General features: G+C 64.2%; 18 protein-coding genes and 1 pseudogene. 6 read left to right on the top strand and 13 right to left on the bottom strand.

Annotated features, from left to right (window positions below):
- Positions 1–61 precede the first annotated feature (61 nt).
- The 10 genes and pseudogenes from ACERIT_RS03935 to ACERIT_RS03980 all read right to left on the bottom strand — a co-directional run bounded on the left by ACERIT_RS03935 (position 62) and on the right by ACERIT_RS03980 (position 10,692).
- Positions 62–2,503, bottom strand: coding sequence for a DUF4157 domain-containing protein (locus ACERIT_RS03935; protein ID WP_373673521.1), 2,442 nt, complete (start codon positions 2,501–2,503; stop codon positions 62–64).
- 93 nt (positions 2,504–2,596) lie between these two features.
- A complete protein-coding gene (locus tag ACERIT_RS03940) occupies positions 2,597–4,843 on the bottom strand; it encodes an ATP-binding protein (protein ID WP_373673522.1) in 2,247 nt (748 codons plus the stop codon).
- A gap of 2 nt (positions 4,844–4,845) precedes the next feature.
- Complete coding sequence (locus ACERIT_RS03945; protein WP_373673523.1) at positions 4,846–5,286, bottom strand: phage tail protein; 441 nt, start codon at positions 5,284–5,286, stop codon at positions 4,846–4,848.
- An 11-nt stretch (positions 5,287–5,297) separates the two neighbouring features.
- Positions 5,298–5,450, bottom strand: a pseudogene (locus ACERIT_RS03950) (DUF6760 family protein); the annotation flags it as partial.
- Positions 5,447–5,854, bottom strand: a complete 408-nt coding sequence (locus tag ACERIT_RS03955; protein ID WP_373673524.1) for a hypothetical protein — start codon at positions 5,852–5,854, stop codon at positions 5,447–5,449. The pseudogene ACERIT_RS03950 and the gene ACERIT_RS03955, both read right to left, overlap by 4 nt.
- Positions 5,851–6,291, bottom strand: coding sequence for a phage tail protein (locus ACERIT_RS03960; protein WP_373673525.1), 441 nt, complete (start codon positions 6,289–6,291; stop codon positions 5,851–5,853). Before ACERIT_RS03960 ends, ACERIT_RS03955 begins: the two co-directional genes overlap by 4 nt.
- Before the next feature lie 6 nt (positions 6,292–6,297).
- On the bottom strand, positions 6,298–8,190 hold the full coding sequence (locus ACERIT_RS03965; RefSeq protein ID WP_373673526.1) for a phage tail sheath subtilisin-like domain-containing protein: 1,893 nt from the start codon (positions 8,188–8,190) through the stop codon (positions 6,298–6,300).
- 132 nt (positions 8,191–8,322) lie between these two features.
- Positions 8,323–8,934: a carboxypeptidase regulatory-like domain-containing protein gene (locus ACERIT_RS03970; RefSeq protein ID WP_373673527.1), complete on the bottom strand. Its 612-nt coding sequence runs from the start codon at positions 8,932–8,934 to the stop codon at positions 8,323–8,325.
- Positions 8,931–9,545 (bottom strand): DUF4255 domain-containing protein, encoded by a 615-nt coding sequence (locus tag ACERIT_RS03975; protein WP_373673528.1) that lies wholly within the window; start codon positions 9,543–9,545, stop codon positions 8,931–8,933. Before ACERIT_RS03975 ends, ACERIT_RS03970 begins: the two co-directional genes overlap by 4 nt.
- A gap of 148 nt (positions 9,546–9,693) precedes the next feature.
- Positions 9,694–10,692, bottom strand: coding sequence for a hypothetical protein (locus ACERIT_RS03980; protein WP_373673529.1), 999 nt, complete (start codon positions 10,690–10,692; stop codon positions 9,694–9,696).
- Positions 10,693–10,859: 167 nt separating this feature from the next.
- On the opposite strand from ACERIT_RS03980, the gene ACERIT_RS03985 reads away from it, so the two are divergent.
- Positions 10,860–11,618: a metal-dependent hydrolase gene (locus tag ACERIT_RS03985; protein ID WP_373673530.1), complete on the top strand. Its 759-nt coding sequence runs from the start codon at positions 10,860–10,862 to the stop codon at positions 11,616–11,618.
- On the opposite strand, the gene ACERIT_RS03990 is transcribed toward ACERIT_RS03985, so the two are convergent.
- Together ACERIT_RS03990 and ACERIT_RS03995 are read right to left on the bottom strand one after the other, a co-directional pair.
- Positions 11,516–12,178, bottom strand: coding sequence for a class I SAM-dependent methyltransferase (locus tag ACERIT_RS03990; RefSeq protein ID WP_373673531.1), 663 nt, complete (start codon positions 12,176–12,178; stop codon positions 11,516–11,518). The two genes, ACERIT_RS03985 and ACERIT_RS03990, sit on opposite strands and share 103 nt — an antisense overlap.
- 82 nt (positions 12,179–12,260) lie before the next feature.
- Entirely contained in the window at positions 12,261–12,458 is a 198-nt protein-coding gene (locus tag ACERIT_RS03995) for a DUF5786 family protein (protein WP_373673532.1), read from the bottom strand.
- A gap of 209 nt (positions 12,459–12,667) precedes the next feature.
- Between ACERIT_RS03995 and ACERIT_RS04000 the strand changes: the two genes are divergently transcribed.
- Complete coding sequence (locus ACERIT_RS04000; RefSeq protein WP_373673533.1) at positions 12,668–13,927, top strand: tRNA (N(6)-L-threonylcarbamoyladenosine(37)-C(2))-methylthiotransferase; 1,260 nt, start codon at positions 12,668–12,670, stop codon at positions 13,925–13,927.
- Between the two features lie 54 nt (positions 13,928–13,981).
- Here ACERIT_RS04000 and ACERIT_RS04005 read toward each other — a convergent pair whose 3' ends face one another.
- Positions 13,982–14,509: an NYN domain-containing protein gene (locus ACERIT_RS04005; protein ID WP_373673534.1), complete on the bottom strand. Its 528-nt coding sequence runs from the start codon at positions 14,507–14,509 to the stop codon at positions 13,982–13,984.
- A gap of 193 nt (positions 14,510–14,702) precedes the next feature.
- Here ACERIT_RS04005 and gcvT point away from each other — a divergent pair, with 193 nt between their 5' ends.
- The 4 genes from gcvT to gcvPB are packed head-to-tail and all read left to right on the top strand — an operon-like array spanning position 14,703 to position 18,980.
- The gene (gene gcvT, locus ACERIT_RS04010; protein WP_373673535.1) at positions 14,703–15,815 is read left to right on the top strand and encodes a glycine cleavage system aminomethyltransferase GcvT; all 1,113 of its coding nucleotides are present in this window, start codon (positions 14,703–14,705) and stop codon (positions 15,813–15,815) included.
- Positions 15,816–15,837: 22 nt separating this feature from the next.
- Positions 15,838–16,218, top strand: a complete 381-nt coding sequence (gene gcvH, locus ACERIT_RS04015; protein ID WP_373673536.1) for a glycine cleavage system protein GcvH — start codon at positions 15,838–15,840, stop codon at positions 16,216–16,218.
- On the top strand, positions 16,215–17,552 hold the full coding sequence (gene gcvPA, locus ACERIT_RS04020; protein ID WP_373673537.1) for an aminomethyl-transferring glycine dehydrogenase subunit GcvPA: 1,338 nt from the start codon (positions 16,215–16,217) through the stop codon (positions 17,550–17,552). Before gcvH ends, gcvPA begins: the two co-directional genes overlap by 4 nt.
- Positions 17,553–18,980, top strand: coding sequence for an aminomethyl-transferring glycine dehydrogenase subunit GcvPB (gene gcvPB / locus ACERIT_RS04025; protein ID WP_373673538.1), 1,428 nt, complete (start codon positions 17,553–17,555; stop codon positions 18,978–18,980).
- The last annotated feature ends 9 nt before the right edge of the window (positions 18,981–18,989 follow it).

The raw sequence follows: 18,989 nt of genomic DNA on the forward strand, positions 1-18,989 counted from the left end.
TTTAGTGGTTCCCCCGCTCGAAAATGCCGGATACGGCTCTCACCGCTCCCTGCTGGACGGTTCAGTTTCGGCCGTACTGCTTGAGCCAGTTCCGAGCGCTCTTTGGAATGCCGTAGTCCTCCATCAGTTCCGTGATTCGGGCTTGCACCTGTGCCTTCGTGAACTGGGGATTCCGTTTGAACCACCGGGCCCAGTCGGCGGCGTACCCGGCCTTGTCGAGTCGGATGTGTCGTTGTTTCGTGATGCGCGCGAGTTGCTGGTGGACGAAGTCCTCCGGCGTCGATCTGCGTGAGCTGATGATCTGTGAGAGACGCTCTCTGACCTGGGGGACTTTCAGGAACTCCTGGGGAAGGAGGTGGTGGTTTTCCATTGCTCCCGGACCATACCGCTCACGCCACGACTTGCTCACCCGGGGAGTCCCCGATTTCGTCGTCCCCGTCTGTGTCATGAAGTCGTCTGCCTCCCGCGCGCTCATCGTGGACGTCGAGCCGGACTGTTCGTCCCGCTCGATGATATCGTCGAGTGACTTGTTGCTTCGTCCGCCCCCACCAGTGCCCGACCCTCGTCTCCGAAACGACGATCCGAAGTGTTGCTCCAGGATGTCGTTTGCCGGACCGGTCCGCTGATTACTCGCCCACTTCAGCCGATCCGAGGAGCCGCCGTATCGTCCATACGCAGTCTCCAGATTTGGTACGTCGAACGTCCCGTCCGGTCCGAGCATGTCATCGAGGCTCTCGTAGCGCTTTCCGGCTCTGAGCGGTCCTGGCTGGTTCATCGCTCGCTGAGTGGTCATGACTTCATCGGCGGTCGACGTGAGTCGACCCGTGACGAGATCGGGTGACCGACCGCTCCCGAGCGTTGGTGCGCTGACGGTTGCTCGATTGACGCCGCCAGCCACGTCGTCGACAGTTCCGGCCGTTCGCGCCGCACTGCTTCCACGCCTGATTTTTGAGCTGACGTTTGCCGCTGCCCGACCGCCGGTGCCGCCGGCCTTCGCCGCTGCCCCGCCGCCACCGAGAAACATGCTTCCGACGTCGAAGACGCCTCGACCGACGGCCTGAACGTAGTCGCCGTCTTCTCCGATCGAGCGTTCGTAGTCACCGACAATCCCGCTGCCGACTTCCGTCCAGAATCCGAGGTCCTCCTCTATCGTCGCCATCGGATTGACCAGCTCGTTCGCTGCAGTACCGACGCTCTTGTCCCCGGCGATGACGTCGGAGACGGTACTCGTTGCCTGCATCGGGTTCATAATGGCCGGTCCTGGGATATGCTGAACCATCCGACCGAGACCTTTCGCAGTGCCGACCGGGTTCGCGGCCATTCCGAGCAGCCCGCTCCCGAACGTCGTCCCTCCCTGGAGGATGCCCGCCTGGAGTTGGCTGGATTTGTCGAACATCCAGGCTCCCGCGGTGGCCGCCTGCTCCAGCCCGGGGATCCCTTCGGTCATCCCGGCGGCGTCCGTTACCTTCCCGGACGCCCAGTCCTGTCCGGCGTCGATCTTGCCTTCGAGCCACCTGCCACCCTGTTGGACGTACTGGGCATTCTGTTGCATCCCAGCATGGATCGCACCCAGCGGCCCGCCGTGTTCGACCATCCGGTCGGCAGCCGCGTCGACGGTTCCCCAGTAGGCGTCTTTCGTAGTCGACCATGCTGATGACGCCCCGCTCGCGACGGTCGCTCCGGCACTCGTTGCGGCCGATCCCACGCTCGATGCCACACTCGAAGCGGTGCTGCCGACGTCACGAGCCCGCTCTTCGAGCCACTCCCATGCGCCAGTCGCGACCGGTGCGTTCGGCGGTTCACTCACACGAGTTGACTTTCCGGCAACGACCCGTGCTCCCGCACGTGTCGCTTCCCGCTCTGCTGCGTCTCGTCGGTGTGTCACCTTGCCAGTGGATCGGTCGGTGTCGGCCAGTTGGAACTGCGCGACGTGTGCGAGTTCGTGAGCGAGGAGCAACCGACCCGGTTCGGTCGACGTCACGCTCCAGTCCGGTCGCAGGACCACGTCGGTGGCGGTGGCATAGGCGTCGGCATCCATGGCTCTGTTGGCCCTCGTCGCGCCAATGCCGTCGTGCACTCGGACGTCGGCGAAGGGGTGCCCGAACGATCGCTGCATCTCCCGGCGCGTTTCCCCGGTGAGGCGTCGTCCAACGCTTCCATCCGGCGATTCGCTCACGGGAAGATCCGTGCTGGCCGCGCTCTCGCGCAGTGAGGACTCGCTCTCGATCACACTCTCACTCTCGGCCATCGTCCCGCTTTCGGCCATCGTCCCGCTTTCGGCCGCAGTCTCGCTCTCGGCCATCGTCTCGCCCTCGGTCACGGTTTCGCTCTCACCCTCCGCTTTCCGGGCGGTCGCAAGTCGCTGGAGCGCTTGGTTTCCGGCGCGTCGCTGGAGACGACCGACCGGATCGGCGGTGTCGGCCCTCCGGCCGTGCTTCGTCCGGTCTTCCTCCGGCTTGCGATTCGCTCGGTCGTGGCTCGCGTCGGTGGTCCGTTCTCGCACGACGATCACCTCCCACCGCGACGGTCGATCCCGGACCGTCGCTGCGGCTGTCGAGTGGTAACGGTTCGATCTGGTGTGTTGGTGCTGTGTCGGTTACTCATACTCGGGCAGGTGCCTCCGGTAGTCGCCGAAATCCTCGCGATCGTAGAGTCGGCCGGTCTTCTGGAACTCGCGTCGCAGCGCGGGCACCACGTGGGCCATTGCCACGTCCTCGTCCGCCTCGGCGGCCATGAACGCGGCCGTCGTCGCGACGTTTTTGATGTTGCCGCCAGCGAGTTCGAAGCCGGCGAGGAAGTCGATGTCGAGGTCGGTAACGGGAGTCTCCTTGGGGAATACGCCCTCCCAAATATCCGCGCGGGCGTCCCGATCCGGCAACGGAAAGTCCACGGTCAGGTTGATCCGCCGGACGAACGCGTCGTCGATGTTCTCCTCCAGGTTGCTCGCGAGGATCACGCTTCCGTCGTGGTCCTCCATTCGCTGGAGGAGGTAGTCGACCTCGACGTTGGCATAGCGATCGTGGGAGTCCGAGATCTCCGAGCGCTCGCCGAAGAGGGCGTCGGCCTCGTCGAAAAAGAGGATCGCGTTGGCTCGCTCGGCCGCGTCGAACACTCTTCGGAGGTTCGTTTCGGTCTCCCCGATGTACTTGCTCATCACCGCGGAGAGATCGAGCTTGTAGAGCGGGAGCCCGACATCGTCGGCGATGATCTCGGCGGCCATCGTCTTGCCCGTCCCCGACGGCCCGGTGAACAGGACGTTGACGCCGTTGCCGAGGCTGTATTTGTCCTCGAAGCCCCACTCCTCGAAGACGGTCCCACGATGGCGAACGTGTGCGGCGACCTCCTGTAGGTGGGCTGTGGTGTCCGCCGGAAGGATGATGTCCCCCCAGGTGTAGGACGGGTCGATCTTCCGTGCCAACTCGTCGAGCCCGTGCGTTGAGTGCTGTCGACAGGCCTCTCGGATTGCCTTGACGGTGAGATCGCCCCCCGAGAGCGCACGGGCCGTCTCCAGAGCATCCTCGATCTGGCCCCGAGTCAGGCGATAGGTACTCGCCAGTGCTGTGGGGTCGGCATTCTCGGGGAGGTCCTCGACGGCCGCCCACAGACGCCGCCGGCGAGCCACGGGCGGTCTCGGGAAGTCCACCCCCCGCATCGCGTGCTCGTCCAGACGAGGCTGCAGGCGAGGTGTCACCGTGGCGTCGCCGGTCACGAAGACGTCGCCCGGGATGGCGTCGAGTTCGGTGACGAGTTCGTCGATGGGATCCGTCGTCTCGATCGAAGCCGCGTCTCCCGCGTCCCGATCAGGTGATCCACCCTCGCGGGCCGCGGTGATCGCACCGAGGTCGCTGACGTGAACCGCCACGTCCCGAAGACGCACCTCCCGGCGGAGATCGGCCAGCGCCGTCTCGCCGTCGGGACCGACCAGAACTGATGCGTCCACCTCGAGACGATCGCTGTCGATCTCGGCACAGACCGCCGCGACAGCCGCACTGGCCGTGGCTTCGTCCGCTCCGGTGAACGACAGCAGTGCCGGCTTGCGCCCGGGTTCGCGCAGGTGGTCCACGACGGCTTCCAGAGTGGCCGTGCGCTGCTCACCGACTGCCGGATCGTCGAGGCTCTCGTCGGTGTCGGTGACTGTCGCATCGTCGACGATCGACGCGGGAAGCGCGTCGTCCTCGCGGAGGTACCGGCCGACACGTTCCGGCACGCGGACCGAGCGTGCCAGTGCCGTTTCGCTCTCGGTCAGCACGATGAGTCTCTCGTCGACGAGCGTCGACCCCCGCTCGAAACGGTCACGTGCCGCCAGTCGGTCCACTTCTCCTGTCGCGAGCACGCGAGCGAGTAATCCGACGCTGGGACGCGTCCGCGTCACGTCGTCCTGGAGATAGCCATAGACCTTCTCGTACTTGCGATCGAGGTCCGGCGCGAGAGCACACAAGAGGGCGTCCAATTCCGTGCGATCCAGTTCGAACCGCTCCCTGAGAATCGCGAGCCTGAGCGTGGTCCCCCGGCTCCGAGAGCGCTCGACACGCTGCTCGATCCGTTTTGTGAGTTGGTCGATCCGTTTTGTGAGTTGGTCGATCCGTTTTGTGAGTTGGTCGATCCGCTTTGGGGGCCCGTCGATCCGGTTGGGAGGCGCGGCGGCCACCGTCTCCGGAGTGGCGAGTAGGCGGTCGACCTCTTCGTCGGAGACGTACAGTCCGCGTAACTCGTCGATCTGCGCTTCACGATCCGCCCACCAGCCCTCAAGGTGACGGCGCAAGAGGAGGTCGATCCGCTCCAACTCCTCGCGCAGGTGCTCGGTGGAATCGTCGTAGACGTCGTGGTGAGTGCCTTCGCTCACGCTCAGTCTCCGTGTCTGCGCAATCCTTCGTGGGCGAGTTCGATCGATTCAACGGCGACTTGTCCTCGGTCCGCAATGAGGTCGGGACCCTCCCAGCCGACCGGATAGGACTCGATGACCTCCCAGCCTCGGACTTCCGCGCCCGTCGAATCGAGCAGTAGAATCCGGACGTTCTTCCGGTCCGCCTCGCCGTGTTTGGCCCGTTCGATCCACTCCCAGAGCCCATCGGCATCGGTTACGCCGCGCTCCAAGGAGAGATTCGGGTAGCGAAAGCGCTTTGGCATCACGCGGGTCGTCGCGTTGGCTCCCCCTTCTTCGTACTCCTCGGTCTCGATCTCCACGGCGAGGCCTTCGACGCGCGAGAATCCGCCGACGATCAGTGAGTCCATCTCGACGGTGAACCGAAATCCCAGGTACGGGTCGGTCCGGTCTCCGGTGGACATTACTCGCCTGCGTCGTTCATGCGCTCGTTGATCTTGCTGATCTCCTCACACCACCGTTGCCGCTCCCAGTGGGGCATGTTCAATACCGTCTCGTGATCCCAGTTGAAGTGATAGGCGACGAAGGCCACCTCCTCGAAGAGCTGTTCGCGCGGATAGCCCGTCATGATTCCTCCGTGTTTCCCATGGGGATGACCGGTTCGCCGCCCGGCTCGACCTCGACGACGAACTCCTCGCCGCATTCAGGACAGGTCGTGTCGACGACATCGGCACCACGGGTGTTGACCCGTTCGTAGAGGTCCTGGAGGTACTCGAGATCGGAGACGAACAACCCCTCGATCACGTTCGGGGTCACCTCCTCGATGTCCCCGAGCTTCGTGATCACCCGTGAAAGGAGGATCACGGTCATGTACGACGAGTTCGACTTGACGCGTGGATCCTGTAGCGGCTTGATCTCGTCGGCGGCCGTCGCCAGACGCATTACGCCCTCGCGGTGGAGGGCCCCCTCGTCGTCGGCGTAGCCCTGAGGGAGGGTGAACCCGAACTCCGTCTGCAGCGTCTCACCGGTCATGCGGTGCGTTCCATTCCCTCGTGAGCGATCTCCATGCTCTCGATCGCGACGTCACCACCGGTCGCGTCGAGGTCGGGTGCCTCGTAGCTGGTCGGCCAGGCGTTTCTGAACTCCCACCGGGGGCCGGCGTTGCCCTCCTCATCGAGCACGACGACGGCGATCGACCGCCGTGCGTCTTCGACCTGGCCGTTCTCGACGGCCTTGCGCCACTCGAACAGCTCGATGGAGTCGTCGGTCGTCCCGGACTCGAGCGTGAGCGTGCCGTAGTCGTTGAGACTCCAGAGCTTACGCACCGTCGGGGGGTCGTTGCCCTCGCGGTACTCCGTGACGTCCGTGGAGTTCTCCGGGATCGAGGCGTTGCTGAAGCCGGCCCGGGCGATGCCGTCGATCTCAAGCAGGAATCGTACGTCCCTGTATGGTCCGTGTCTGTCAGGCATTGGTGATCACTCCGCGCTCCCGGTCCACTGGGAGATCCGGAAGACGACGAACTCGGCCGGTTTCACCGGCGCGACGCCGATTTCACAGATCAACCGGCCGTTGTCGATGTCGTTTTGGGTCATGGTGCTGCGATCGCATTTGACGAAGAACGCCTCCTCGGGCGTCGACCCCATCAGGGCGCCGTCCTCCCAGACGCTGGTGAGGAAATTCCTGATGGTTTGTCGGACTCGGGCCCAGAGCTGTTCGTCGTTGGGTTCGAAGACGACCCACTGGGTGCCCTCGTCGATCGATTCCTCCAAAAAGAGGAAGAGCCGACGAACGTTGACGTACTTCCAGGCCGGGTCGCTGGAGGTCGTGCGGGCGCCCCAGACGCGGATACCGCGTCCGCGGAAGCTCCGAATACAGTTGACGCCGCGTGGATTGAGTACGTCCTGATCGCCTTTGGTGATCGTCGACGAAAGCCCCTGAATGCCCCGGACAGTCTCGTTGGCGGGGGCCTTGTGGACGCCTCGCTCGGTGTCGCTTCGGGCGTAAATGCCCGCGACGTGTCCGCCAGGTGGAACGTCCTCTTTCAACCCCGACTCCGGGTCGAGGACGGTCAGCCAGGGATAATAATACGCCGCGTACGTCGAGTCCACTGGCGGCCGAACATCGCCCGGCGGGCCCGGATTCTCGGGAGCCTGGAGGATCGCAAAGCGGTCCCCCATGTTCGAACAGTGGGTAACGATCTCGTCCGTCAGCCCCCCGACCGAATGTTCGTCCGGAACACACACCATCGAGATGCCATCGACCTTCTGGAACCCGGCGAAGCCAGTCCGTTCCTCGGGCGGTACCTGATCGTCGCCCTTGTAGTCCGCGAGCGATGGCTCCCCATCACCGACGGATCCGTCCAGCCACACCGGCGCTGGCGATGCGTTCGCAGGGCGTCCGGCTCCGACCTTCTCGAGTTCGACGAGCGTGGATGACGGATTGACCTCGCTGGCGAAGAAGTTGTCCGCCGACCGCTCGGGCGAGAGGTTGTCGTAGACCTCCTCAACGTCGGGATCGGGGACGGGATCCCTGTCAGTTCGGGCGTGGTGTTGCTTGGCCGTGGCGAGATCGTCCTCGTCGGTCCAATAACGGACGATCAGCTTGAACAGCTGGTTTTCGCCCGGTTTGTACATCGTTGCATCGTCGACCAGAACCGCGACGTGGTCGCCCCAGGATCCGGGCCCGACGGCGGTCACGTCGATGACGCCCTGTCCGCCGCGAAGTTCCACAGTGACCGGCGAGTTATCGCCGGTGTGGACGATCGTCAAGGAGGCTTCCTTGGCATCGTCGTCGTCCGGGTCGAACTCGATCGTGAGTGTCTCGGATCGCTCGCCCTCCTCGGGTTTGAGATCGATATCACCGCTCGTCTCCCTGCTGACCGAGAACGCACTGGCGTCGTCACCCGTGATCTCGATGTCGGACTGGGCGACGGTGATGTCGGCATCGCCGCTTGCACCCCGGTTCGTGATCGTGAGGGTGCGCTCGGCCACGCCATCCGTTGGTCCGAAATCAAGCACCGTCGTCGAAGCCGAAAGCGTGTTCGCCTGGACGCCCTCGTCGGTGATCACCTCTGGCCCCGCGACGAGCGTTCCCTCCGCGTGCTCGCTCGCGCTCGTCACCCGTCCCACGTAGGCCCGGCTGCCTCCGTTTTGGAAGTACCCCTCGATCGACGTCGGAAGGTGTCCCTCGTCGATGTAGCTCCCGTAGAGGCGCTTGAACTCCGCGAAACTCGTCACTAAGCGCGGATCGGTCGGTCCTCGCTCGGTCCGACCGAGAAATCCCGCGGTGCTCGTACTGACCCCCTCAATGGGTTTTGTGCCCTCCTCGACCTCCGTTACGTAAACGCCTGGGGAGAGGTACTCAGGCATGCTCTGATCCCGCGTTTGCCGCGATATGTGAACGCATCGGTACCCTTTACCATGGGTCCGACTCCCAATTAAAATTTTCCCCTCCCGATCGCTGAATATCGCTCCGCTACCGGTGCGAAATGCCGTTTATCGTCAGAATTCCACGTCCTGTCTGGCGGTTTTGCCGACGTCGATCACCGTCTCGGCGGCGGTGGTTGCTCCCGTTTCCGGATGGGTCGCTTCGAGGACGGGCGTTTCTCCGTCGACCTCAAGCGCGTTGTCGTCGCTCACGTCGTCACTCCCGATCGATCGGATCCCAACTGCGTACTCGCCCGCCGTGTTCGTCCGGGTTCTTTCGTCGCGATCCTGAATCGTCACGGTCGCGCCGGCGATCGGTGCCCCGCTTTCGTCGGACACGAACCCTCGGACTACCGTCGCTCCGCTGCCGAACGGGTACGCCGGCGACGGCAACAACTCGACGGTCTCGGGCGTCGACCGATCACCGTCGAGATCGACCGTCCGTCGTTCGGTCAGATGGGCGTCGCAGTCGTCGACGACGACCGTCACCTCGCCGACGTCGGCTGGGAGATCCGACAGGACGTGGTAGCCACTCGGCGTCCGGGTGAACGTCTCGGGGCGATCCGCAAGCGAAACCGACGGCGAACCCGTTGGCCGACCGCCCGCGACGCCATCACGCAGGTCGACCGCTACCGCAAGCGACGTTTCGACGGTTCCCATCCACGTTCGGTCATCCGTCCCCGTCACGGCTCGTCGTCACCTCCCGTCGTCCGAAAAGTGAACGCACTGAACTCGGCGTCGAGGACCCGATCCACGGGGACGGTTCGCTCGGATTCGATGATCACCGGGGAAACCACGTAGGGAATGGATGGTTCGTACGGATCGTCGCTGAACGTCGTCCAGATGTTCACCACGTCCTCTCGTGAGACTGGCTCTACGGAAACGGTCACCTCGTCTCCAGCAGTTAGATCGCCGGACAGCTCTGGCGTCCGGACGATAGCGTTGTCCTGAAAGACCTGCATCGCACGTCCGAGCACCGTGTGTTGCTCCGTGGTCTTTGTCGTCGGCGGATCGCTGCTGCCGTCCTTCGCATGTGCGGTAAGAAGATAATGAAGATCGAGCGCCAGCGAGTTGCCGGGCCGCTCAGTCGGATCGTCCGGCGGCCGGTGTTCGTTCGAGAGATGTTCGTTGCGGCTGACGTCGTAGAGATAGAGCGTTAGCCGGAAGTCGTCACCGGCCCCCTCGGCGCCGGGGGAGGCAAGCACGATCTCCTCGTCGGTGATTGACGAGCCCATTCGGTCGCGCAATAGCTCGACCAACGTCAGCCCCACGTCCGCGATCGCCGCGTGGCCCGCCACGCTAGGGACCCCCGGAACTCGGTCGGATACTGTCCATGGTATACGATCTCATGCAGTGGGTAAACTGGTTCGTCAGACCCCAAAAACCTTTCTCGGATGACAACAGTCCGCGTGGTGCCACCTTCGAGTGGCCGATCTCGGCCACTCGTCAGGCGGAACCCTCCGATTCGGAGGACTCCGATTCGGCCATGCCTGCCAACGACTCCACCGTGGAGTGGACGAGCCGCTGGGAGTATCCGGCGGCGAACGCGACCGCGATGAGGAACGGTCCCTGGGCCGTGTTGGATCCCGATCCGATGAGGAACAGCTCGGAGCGCACGAAGAAGAAGACGGCTAGCGCGGAGCCTGCGCCGACCGCGATCCGAGCCAGGGTGGCCTGGAATCCGGTGAGATATTGCGGCGTACTCGTCGATCCCGGCTGCCGCCGGAGTGACCGCAGTCCAAAGAGCGTGGCACCGAGCATCCCGGCCAGTACCACGTAGACGAGGAATCCGACGAAATCGGCGCTGCTCCCGGATGTGGATTCGGACGAACCGTCGGTCGGGAACTCGAGAAACGGCGAGGGAAGGAGTTCGGTGGCCGTCCCTCCAATGGCGACAACCAGAAAGGCGACGACCGTCACTATGGCCCCGATCTGGAGGTGGTGAAACTGGGACTGGAAATGCTGCCGTTTCCGGTGGACGTTCTCGTAGCCCTCGTGGAGTAACTCCTGGGCGGCGTAGAGGTCGTTCGCCGTGAGGTCTTCCCGGAGGGTTCCATCAGCGTTCGCAAGTCGCTCCGTGACGGCCTCGGAGCGCCAGGACAGCGGAGCGTTCGCGGCCTCCACCAACAGGACGCGTGCTTCCCCTCGAAGCGTCTCCTTCCCGCCGGCGGCTTCGAGTCCATAAATCGAGAGCCGTTTTGCCGCATGGAGGTACGACCAGCCCTGTTCGATCTTTCCCCCCTCGAGTGCCTCGTCGGCTTTATCCAGCATCTCGCGGCCGCGTTGGATCCAGCCGTCTTCCTCTCGTTCCCCCTCCGTCTCCGTCACGAGGGTTTCAAACTCGGAGCGAACCGTATTGAGTTCTCCCTCCAACCGACGGTATCCCGTTCCGCTTTCCCCACCGTCGTTCTCGGCAGCCGCGTCCGAATCCCCGTTTCGGGGCATGATCGCGTTTGAATTCGGAGTTCTCCATAATAAATGGGTGGGACTACTCGGGGGACGGTTGCGACGGCTCGTCGACAGGACGTCCGTTCACGGGAAGAGGCGTCGACGAAGAAACGTGCCGACGAATCGACGAAACGACTAATCGGGACCGGCGCCTCGGATCGGATATGCCGTCGACTCTCGTCCACGTGGCGTTTACGGGAGCGATCGCGACTGCCCTGTTGGGGCGGCATTTCGACGTAAAAGCCATCGCGATCGTTCTGGTCGTCGCTGCCCTGATCGACCTCGATACGCTAGTGGACGTGTGGTGGACCGGGCTCCACCGTGCACTGTTTCATAACCTCGTTTGGCCGGCGATCGCGCTTTTGATCCTCGCGTGGGACTTGTGGTGGCGTGAGGACTCCGTCGTCCAGTCTCGATGGGGAACGTACGGCGTCCGTGTCTGGTGGGTTGCCGTCGTCGCGGCCGCGCTCGGCCACACGCTCCATGACGCATTCGTCAACGGCGTCAACCTCCTGTGGCCGCTCCACGATCGGTTTTACCAGTTCGAGGGCAAGCTGTTCCTCTCGAACCACCGCGGATTCGTTCAGACGTTTTTCGAACTCGAAACCGGCGACACCACCGGGGGAACGACCGCAAATACCCACTACTACACCGGGGTCAATCCCAACTCCGGAGAGTCACCCGAGGACGTCGAACGCATCTTCCCGATCGCGTACTCGGGCGAGCGATTCCTGTTGGCCGTCGTTGGGTACGTCATCGTGGCGGTTCGGATCTGGGAGACGCGAGGTGACACGGACTTATTCGACGGAGACCGCTTTTCTCACTTACTCGACCGGAACGCTCGTCGGGTATCCCGTCCGCCCGATCGAACTTCGATCTCCGTCAGTCCTAACTCCGTGAACACGCGATTCCAGTCGCGGTAGTAGAGGGGAAAGTCGTCGTTGACGTAGTTCACTTCGGGCTCGCTTGAGGACCGGGATTCGTGTCCGTCTCCGTCCTGACCTTCACTCTCGTCATCGTTCCCGTCACCGCCCTCGTTTTCAACCGTAATGAGGAGGTCGTCCATGATCCGGCAGATCTCCTCGAGGACCCACTCGGAATCGGGATGGAGGTGCTGGAGCGTCTCCACGGAGTAGACGGCGTCGAAGCGATCGTCCTCGAAGTCGCCGATGACGTCCTCGATCGAACCGCGGTGGAACGTTCCCGCGTCGGCGAGTTCGGGGTAGACTTCCGCCATCACGTCGAACGCCTCGTCGTTGATGTCGATCCCCGACAGATTCTCGAAGCCGTGCTCGTACAGGTACGCGAGATGACGCCCGGAGCTACAGCCGAGTTCGAGGATGGACGCGTCCCGATCGAGGTGTCGATCGAGCACGTCGTGGACCCACTCGCTTCGCTGGTCGGAGCCGTAGTATGCGTAGTACTCGGGCGAATACTCCCCGGATCGGCTTGCCCACTGGCGGTGGACCTCGGTGGGGTTCACGCGCTATCTTGCGGGTACAGCCGTAAAGTCTGCTCGGGCCCCTCACCGTTCCGATCGAGGGCTCCCACGTGAGCGGGCGTTCTCACGACGAGTCGTCGTCGTCCGAGTCGTCGTCTTTCATCTCCGACAGTCGACCGACCAGATCGTCCGTCGACGCCTCGCTTTCGAAGGAGACGGATCCGTCGTGTTCGTTCTGGTGGACGTTGACGGCCTCGGAATCGTCGTCATCGTTCTGGTTCTGCGTCTCCTGCTCGGATTCATCGTAGCTTCCAAAGCCCATACCACCACTTGCGGCGGGAGGGTGAAAACCCATCCGACCCGACGATCCGATGTGGATCGATACCGTGGGTTGGTCGTATCGTGTCACAGCTCCGGTTCCATCTGCCCCCTCGCTGGTTCGGCTCCATCCTGTCGACGGTTTCGTCTCGCCTCCTCGCCGGTTTCGATCCGTCGTCCTTTTGCCCGCAGACGCGCTATCGCGGATAACCGATGGCGACGTACCACATCGAGACGTACGGCTGCACGTCCAACCGGGGTGAGAGCCGGCAGATCGAACGCGCCTTGCGCGACGGCGGGCATCATCCGGCCGAGGCCCCAGCCGATGCTGACGTCGCCATTCTCAACACCTGTACCGTCGTCGAGAAGACCGAACGGAACATGCTCCGGCGCGCCGAGGAACTCGCGGACGAGACGGCCGACCTGATCGTTACCGGTTGTATGGCGCTCGCACAGGGCGAGCAGTTCCGTGAGGCCGACATCGACGTCGAGGTCCTCCATTGGGATGAGGTTCCGACCCACGTCCGAAACGGCGAATGTCCGACTCACACGCCCGACTCCGAGCCGGTGATCGACGGCGTCGTCGGGATCCTCCCGATCGCCCGCGGATGCATGTCGAACTGCTCGTACTGCATCACGAAGTTCGCGACCGGTCGCGTCGACTCCCCACCGATCGAGCGGAATCTCGAAAAGGCGCGCGCGCTCGTTCACGCCGGCGCCAAGGAGATCCGAGTCACCGGTCAGGACACAGGCGTCTACGGATGGGACGACGGCGAACGGAAACTCCCGGAGCTGCTCGATCGGATCTGTGCGATCGACGGCGAGTTCCGCGTGCGACTCGGGATGGCCAATCCCGGCGGCATCCACGGCATCCACGAGGAGCTTGCGGACGTCTTTGCGAGCAACGAGAAGCTCTACGACTTCATCCACGCGCCGGTGCAATCCGGAAGCGATGAAGTTCTCGAATCGATGCGTCGGCAACACCGCGTCGGAAAGTTCCGTGAGGTCGTCGAGACCTTCGATGACGCCCTCGACCACTGGACGCTCTCTACGGACTTCATCGTCGGCTACCCGACCGAGACGGCCGCCAACCATGAGCGATCGATGGACCTCCTTCGGGAGGTTCGTCCCGAGAAGATCAACGTGACCCGGTTCTCGAAGCGGCCAGGAACCGACGCCGCCGAGATGAAGGGCCTCGGTGGAACGCTGAAAAAAAAGCGATCAAAGGCGATGTCCGAGCTCAAAATGGAGGTCGTCGGCGAGGCCTACGAGTCGATGGTCGGAACCGTCCGTGACGTGCTCGTCGTCCGGGAGGGGACCGGCGATTCGGTGAAGTGTCGCGACTCGGCGTACAGACAGATCATCGTTCAAAACGCCGACGAGTACGGACTCGAACCCGGCGCGTTCGCCACGGTCGAGGTGACAGGTCACAACACCGTCTACGCCTTCGGCGAGCCGGTCTCGTCGTCGTAGCGATCTCGTCGCTTCTCGCTTCTCGATCCTCGTTCTCCCGTCCGATCAGACGTGTCAGACGTCGCCGTCCAGCGTGAGGGAGTCGGTCGCCGCGTTCCGGAGGGCATCCGATCGCCCGAACTCGCCGGGGGCGATCGCGACCGTTCGGACGCCATAGCCATTAGCGGTCTCCAGAACTGGCTTGAAGTCGGTGTCCCGCGAGGCGATCGCCAGGGTCGTCATCCGTCCCTCGGCCGCGAACCGCGTCGCGTCGACGGCGAGTTTTACGTCGACGTCTCCGGAGGTGATCACGACTTCGTAGCCGCGGGCCTCCGCGGCCTGGATGAGCCCCGGGGTCGCGTGCTCGTCGAGGTAGAGCCGCGTCGTGACGAGCGGTCCCTCCTCGCTGGCCACCTCACGAACGTCATCGAGGTCGACGTCGAACTCCTCGCGCAACACGTTCGGCCCGTCGACGAATAGTGCGACGCCGACGGTCCGGTCGACGTGGAACCCGCCGATACCTTTCGGATCCGGAGCCGCCTCCGCGCCGGGGTCGACACTTGCGCTCGGGCCCGCGTCCGTCCCGTCTCCTTCCGCGTCCATATCTTCCGTATCGGTCCCGTCGTCATATGCGTGCTGATCGGGCCATCGGCGCCATCCTGGGCCTTCCTGCCGGGATCGGTGGTTTGCGGCTTTGAGCTCCACGGGTGTTCGGGTTCAAGGGGGATAGCGTTCCAGTCCCACGGCGGCAGTCCGCCATGGCAAAACATTTGCCGCGAGCGAGCGAGGGGTCCGTATGGCCCGACGCAAACCGCCGCTTCACGCGGTCCACGAGGCGGCCGGCGCCTCGTTCGTGGATTTCGGCGGGTGGGACATGCCGGTCGAGTTCGATTCGATCCGCACAGAGCATACGGCCGTCCGAGAATCGGCGGGGATCTTTGACGTCTCCCACATGGGCGAGATCGAGGTCGCCGGACCGGACGCGACGGCGTTGATGCAACGGCTCACGACCAACGACGTCGCCGCCCTCGATCCGGGCGAGGCACAGTACACGGCCGTCACCGACGAGGACGGAGTCATGCTCGACGACGTCGTCGTCTATCGGCGTTTCGAGGACTCGCCCGCCTACCTGTTCGTCCCGAACGCGGGCCACGACGTGGACGCCCACGACCGGTGGATCGACTACCGGGACGCGACGGACCTCGATGCAACCGTGGGCAACGTCACCGACGAGTGGGCCATGTTTGCCATCCAGGGACCGGAGGCTCCCGATCTGGTCGCTGAGTCCACGGCTCCCGCTTCCGGAACGCCTGGCGTGGACGACGTCCGGTCGCTCTCGCGATTCGAGTTCGCACACGCCCGGATCGACGGCGTCGAGTGTCTCGTCGCGCGGACCGGATACACCGGCGAGGACGGCTTCGAGGTCCTCTGTCCGGTCGACGACGCGGAGACGGTCTGGAACGCCCTCGACTGTCGACCGTGCGGTCTCGGCGCTCGGGACACGCTCCGCATCGAGATGGGTTTTCTCCTGTCGGGACAGGACTTCGACCCGGACGAGGAGCCGAGAACTCCCTTCGAGGCCGGGATCGGCTTCGCCGTCGATCTGGACGTCGACTTTCGCGGCCGGGACGCGCTCGCGGCCCAACTGGATGCCGGCATCGACGAGCGGTTCACCGGAGTCGTCATGTCCGAACGTGGCGTCCCGCGGGAGGGCTATCCCGTGACCGACACCGCGGGCGCGACGATCGGACATCTCACCTCCGGAACGATGAGCCCGACTCTCGGGGAACCGATCGGGTTGGGCTATCTCGACGCGGATGCTGCCGAGGACGGCACCGAAGTCGGCGTCGTCGTCCGCGGTGAGACGAAACGTGCACGCGTACAGTCCCCGCCCTTCCTTGACCGTTGATCCTTCAGTACACCATCACACCATGAGCTTCGATGTACCCGACGACCGTCGTTACCTGGAATCACACGAGTGGACGACCACCGAGGACCCCGTTCGGATCGGCATCTCCGAGTTCGCACAGGACGAACTCGGCGACGTCGTCTTCGTCGAACTACCCGAGACCGGCGAGACCATCACCGCCGGTGAGACGTTCGGGGTCGTCGAGTCGATCAAGGCCGTTTCGGACCTGTATGCCCCGGTCTCAGGCGAGGTCACGGACGTGAACGAGGAACTCTTCGACGCGCCCGAACTCGTCAACGAGGACCCCTACGGCGACGGCTGGATGCTCGAAATCGATCCCGCGGATGACGAGGAGTTCGACGAGCTCCTTACCGCAGCCGAGTATCGAGACCGGATCGAATGACTGGGTCTCGATCCGGTTCCGGAACACCGTACGCCCCCCACACGGACGCCGAGGTCGCGGCGATGCTCGAAACGATCGGCCTCGATGAGGAGACCGATCTCTTCGATATCCCCGACCCCGTCGCCTTCGACGGGACGCTCGACATTCCGTCGCGATCCGAGCGGGCCGTCCGACGGGAACTCTCCCGGGCGTTCGAGCGGAATGACGACCTCACCGAGTTCCTCGGACGGGGTCATTATTCCCATTACGTCCCGAGCGCAGTCGACCACCTGTCCGACCGCTCGGAATTTCTCACGAGCTACACCCAGTATCAACCCGAGATCACACAGGGGTTCCTCCAGGCCCTCTTCGAGTACCAGTCGATCCTCGTCGAACTCACCGGACTCCCAGTGGCGAACTGCTCGATGTACGATGCCGCGAGCGCGCTCGCGGAGGCCGCGACCCTCGCCGACCGGGTCCGATCGACATCCGGCGACGTCGTGCTCGTTCCCGAGCACCTCCGTGCGGGAAAGCGGGCGGTACTCGAAGGGTACTGTGACGGCGCGGGACTGACGGTCGAATCCTATCCGATGGATGATGGGATCGCCGACGTCGACGCCCTCGCCGATCGCCTCGACGAGACGGTCGTCATGGTCTACGCGGAGAATCCCACCGTCCGCGGCTGTATCGAGGAGCGGCTCGCCGCGATCGGTGATCTCGCTTCGGACGATGATGCGCTCTTCGTGCTCGGTTCGGACGTTCTCGCACTCTCGGTGCTTCGCGAGCCCGCGAGCGTCGGTGCCGATGTCGTCGTCGGGGACGCCGGCGCCCTCGGTCTGCCGACCAGCTACGGTATGGGACTCGGGCTCTTTGCCTGCCGCGAGACGTTCCTCAGACAGGTCCCCGGCCGACTCGTCGGAACGAGCGAGGACGCCGCCGGCGACCGCGCCTACACGCTCACGCTCCAGACGCGCGAACAACACATCCGCAAACAGCGGGCGACCTCCAACATTTGTACCAACCAGGCGTGGGTCGCCCTCCGCGCCGCGATGCACGTGGTCCACCTCGGTCCCGACGGGCTCGTCGATCTGGCGAACGAGTGCGTTCGTGGCGCCGGGAGGCTCGCCGAGCAAATCGACGACATCTCGGGGTACAGAGCACCCCTCCACGATAGACATAACTTTCGGGAGTTCGCGATCCGCTGTGACCAGCCCGCACCAGCGGTCGCTAGCGACCTGGAGACGGAGGGATTCGCGGTCCACGCGATCGACGATCACCTACTGCAGGCGTGTGTCACCGACCAAAACACGGATGCGATCACCGACCTCGTCGACGTCTTTGGGGAGGTGGCCTGAATGCGCCACGATCAGGCCCGCTACACTCGAGAGGACGAGGACAAACACGAGCCGCTGCTGGCCGAAAAGCGCGAGGAGACGGTCGACGTCCGCGATGAGAGCCCGCTTCCGGACGATCTGACCCGCGAGGAACTGACGCTGCCGGCGCTTTCGGAACCCGAGTTGACCCGTCATTACACCCGGCTCTCCCAGATGAACTGGGCGATCGACACCGGGCCCTACCCGCTCGGGTCGTGTACGATGAAGTACAACCCGCCGTTCACTGAGGACGTCGCTGCCGACCCGAACGCGGCGGTCCATCCCGATCGCTCGGCGGCGTCGACACAGGGGAATCTGTCGGTCCTCCATGGCCTTCAGGAGTATCTGGCCACGATCGGCGGAATGGATGCGGTGACGCTACAGCCTCCGGCCGGGGCTGCCGGCGAGTTCACCGGGATCCGGATCGCGAAGGCCTATCACGAGTCACGAGGAGACGACCGCTCGGAGGTTATCGTTCCGGCCTCTGCCCACGGAACCAACTTCGCGACTGCCGCGCTTGCGGGGTACGACGTCGTGGAACTCCCCTCCGACGACGACGGTCGCGTCGATCTGGACGCGTTGCGGGCGGCCGTTTCCGAGGACACTGCCGCATTGATGCTCACGAATCCGAATACGGTCGGGCTCTTCGAGCGTGACATCGAGGAGATCGCGACGATCGTTCACGACGCCGGTGGACTGCTGTACTACGACGGCGCCAACCTCAACGCGCTCCTTGGACGGGCCCGCCCCGGCGACATGGGATTCGACGTGATGCATTATAACGTCCACAAGACCTTCGCCACGCCGCACGGCGGCGGCGGTCCCGGCGCGGGTCCCGTCGGCGTGGTCGATGACCTCGTGGAATTCCTCCCCACTCCGCACGTTCGCGAGCGGGAGAGCGGTGCCGGCTACGAACTGGTCGAGCCCGACCAGTCGATCGGGAAGGTCCACGGCTTCTCCGGAAACTGGCTCGTGTTGATAAAGGCGTACGCCTACATCGCTCGTCTCGGCGAGGACGGACTTCTCGATGCCTCCGCGAAGGCGGTTCTCAACGCGAACTACCTGGCAGCACGGATCGATCTCGAGGTCCCGTATGGACCCTTCCATCACGAGTTCGCGGCGACTGCCGGCGATCGCGACGCCGCCGACGTGGCAAAACGAATGCTCGATTACGGAGTTCATCCTCCGACCACGAAGTGGCCGGAGATGGTCCCCGAGGCGATGTTGACCGAGCCGACCGAGATCGAAAGCCGGTCGTCCCTCGACGACCTCGCCGCAGCCTTCGATCGCGCCTACGCCGACGACCTGGCCGAACTCGAGTCGGCTCCGAATCGAACGACGGCGCGGCGGATCGATCAGGTCTCGGCCGCCCGGAATCCGGTGTTGTCCTGGCGAGACCTGGACATCTGAGCGGCGCGT

Origin of the sequence: Halopenitus sp. H-Gu1 (assembly GCF_041821145.1) — an archaeon.
In the GTDB taxonomy this organism is placed as follows: Archaea; Halobacteriota; Halobacteria; order Halobacteriales; family Haloferacaceae; genus Halopenitus.

Bases quoted from the DNA above. Each gene is read 5' to 3' on its own strand.
- ACERIT_RS03945 (WP_373673523.1), bottom strand. From the start codon at position 5,286: ATGTCCACCGGAGACCGGACCGACCCGTACCTGGGATTTCGGTTCACC.
- ACERIT_RS03955 (WP_373673524.1), bottom strand. From the start codon at position 5,854: ATGACCGGTGAGACGCTGCAGACGGAGTTCGGGTTCACCCTCCCTCAG.
- ACERIT_RS03960 (WP_373673525.1), bottom strand. From the start codon at position 6,291: ATGCCTGACAGACACGGACCATACAGGGACGTACGATTCCTGCTTGAG.
- ACERIT_RS03965 (WP_373673526.1), bottom strand. From the start codon at position 8,190: ATGCCTGAGTACCTCTCCCCAGGCGTTTACGTAACGGAGGTCGAGGAG.
- ACERIT_RS03980 (WP_373673529.1), bottom strand. From the start codon at position 10,692: ATGCCCCGAAACGGGGATTCGGACGCGGCTGCCGAGAACGACGGTGGG.
- ACERIT_RS03985 (WP_373673530.1), top strand. From the start codon at position 10,860: ATGCCGTCGACTCTCGTCCACGTGGCGTTTACGGGAGCGATCGCGACT.
- ACERIT_RS03995 (WP_373673532.1), bottom strand. From the start codon at position 12,458: ATGGGCTTTGGAAGCTACGATGAATCCGAGCAGGAGACGCAGAACCAG.
- ACERIT_RS04000 (WP_373673533.1), top strand. From the start codon at position 12,668: ATGGCGACGTACCACATCGAGACGTACGGCTGCACGTCCAACCGGGGT.
- ACERIT_RS04005 (WP_373673534.1), bottom strand. From the start codon at position 14,509: ATGGACGCGGAAGGAGACGGGACGGACGCGGGCCCGAGCGCAAGTGTC.
- gcvT (WP_373673535.1), top strand. From the start codon at position 14,703: ATGGCCCGACGCAAACCGCCGCTTCACGCGGTCCACGAGGCGGCCGGC.
- gcvH (WP_373673536.1), top strand. From the start codon at position 15,838: ATGAGCTTCGATGTACCCGACGACCGTCGTTACCTGGAATCACACGAG.
- gcvPA (WP_373673537.1), top strand. From the start codon at position 16,215: ATGACTGGGTCTCGATCCGGTTCCGGAACACCGTACGCCCCCCACACG.
- gcvPB (WP_373673538.1), top strand. From the start codon at position 17,553: ATGCGCCACGATCAGGCCCGCTACACTCGAGAGGACGAGGACAAACAC.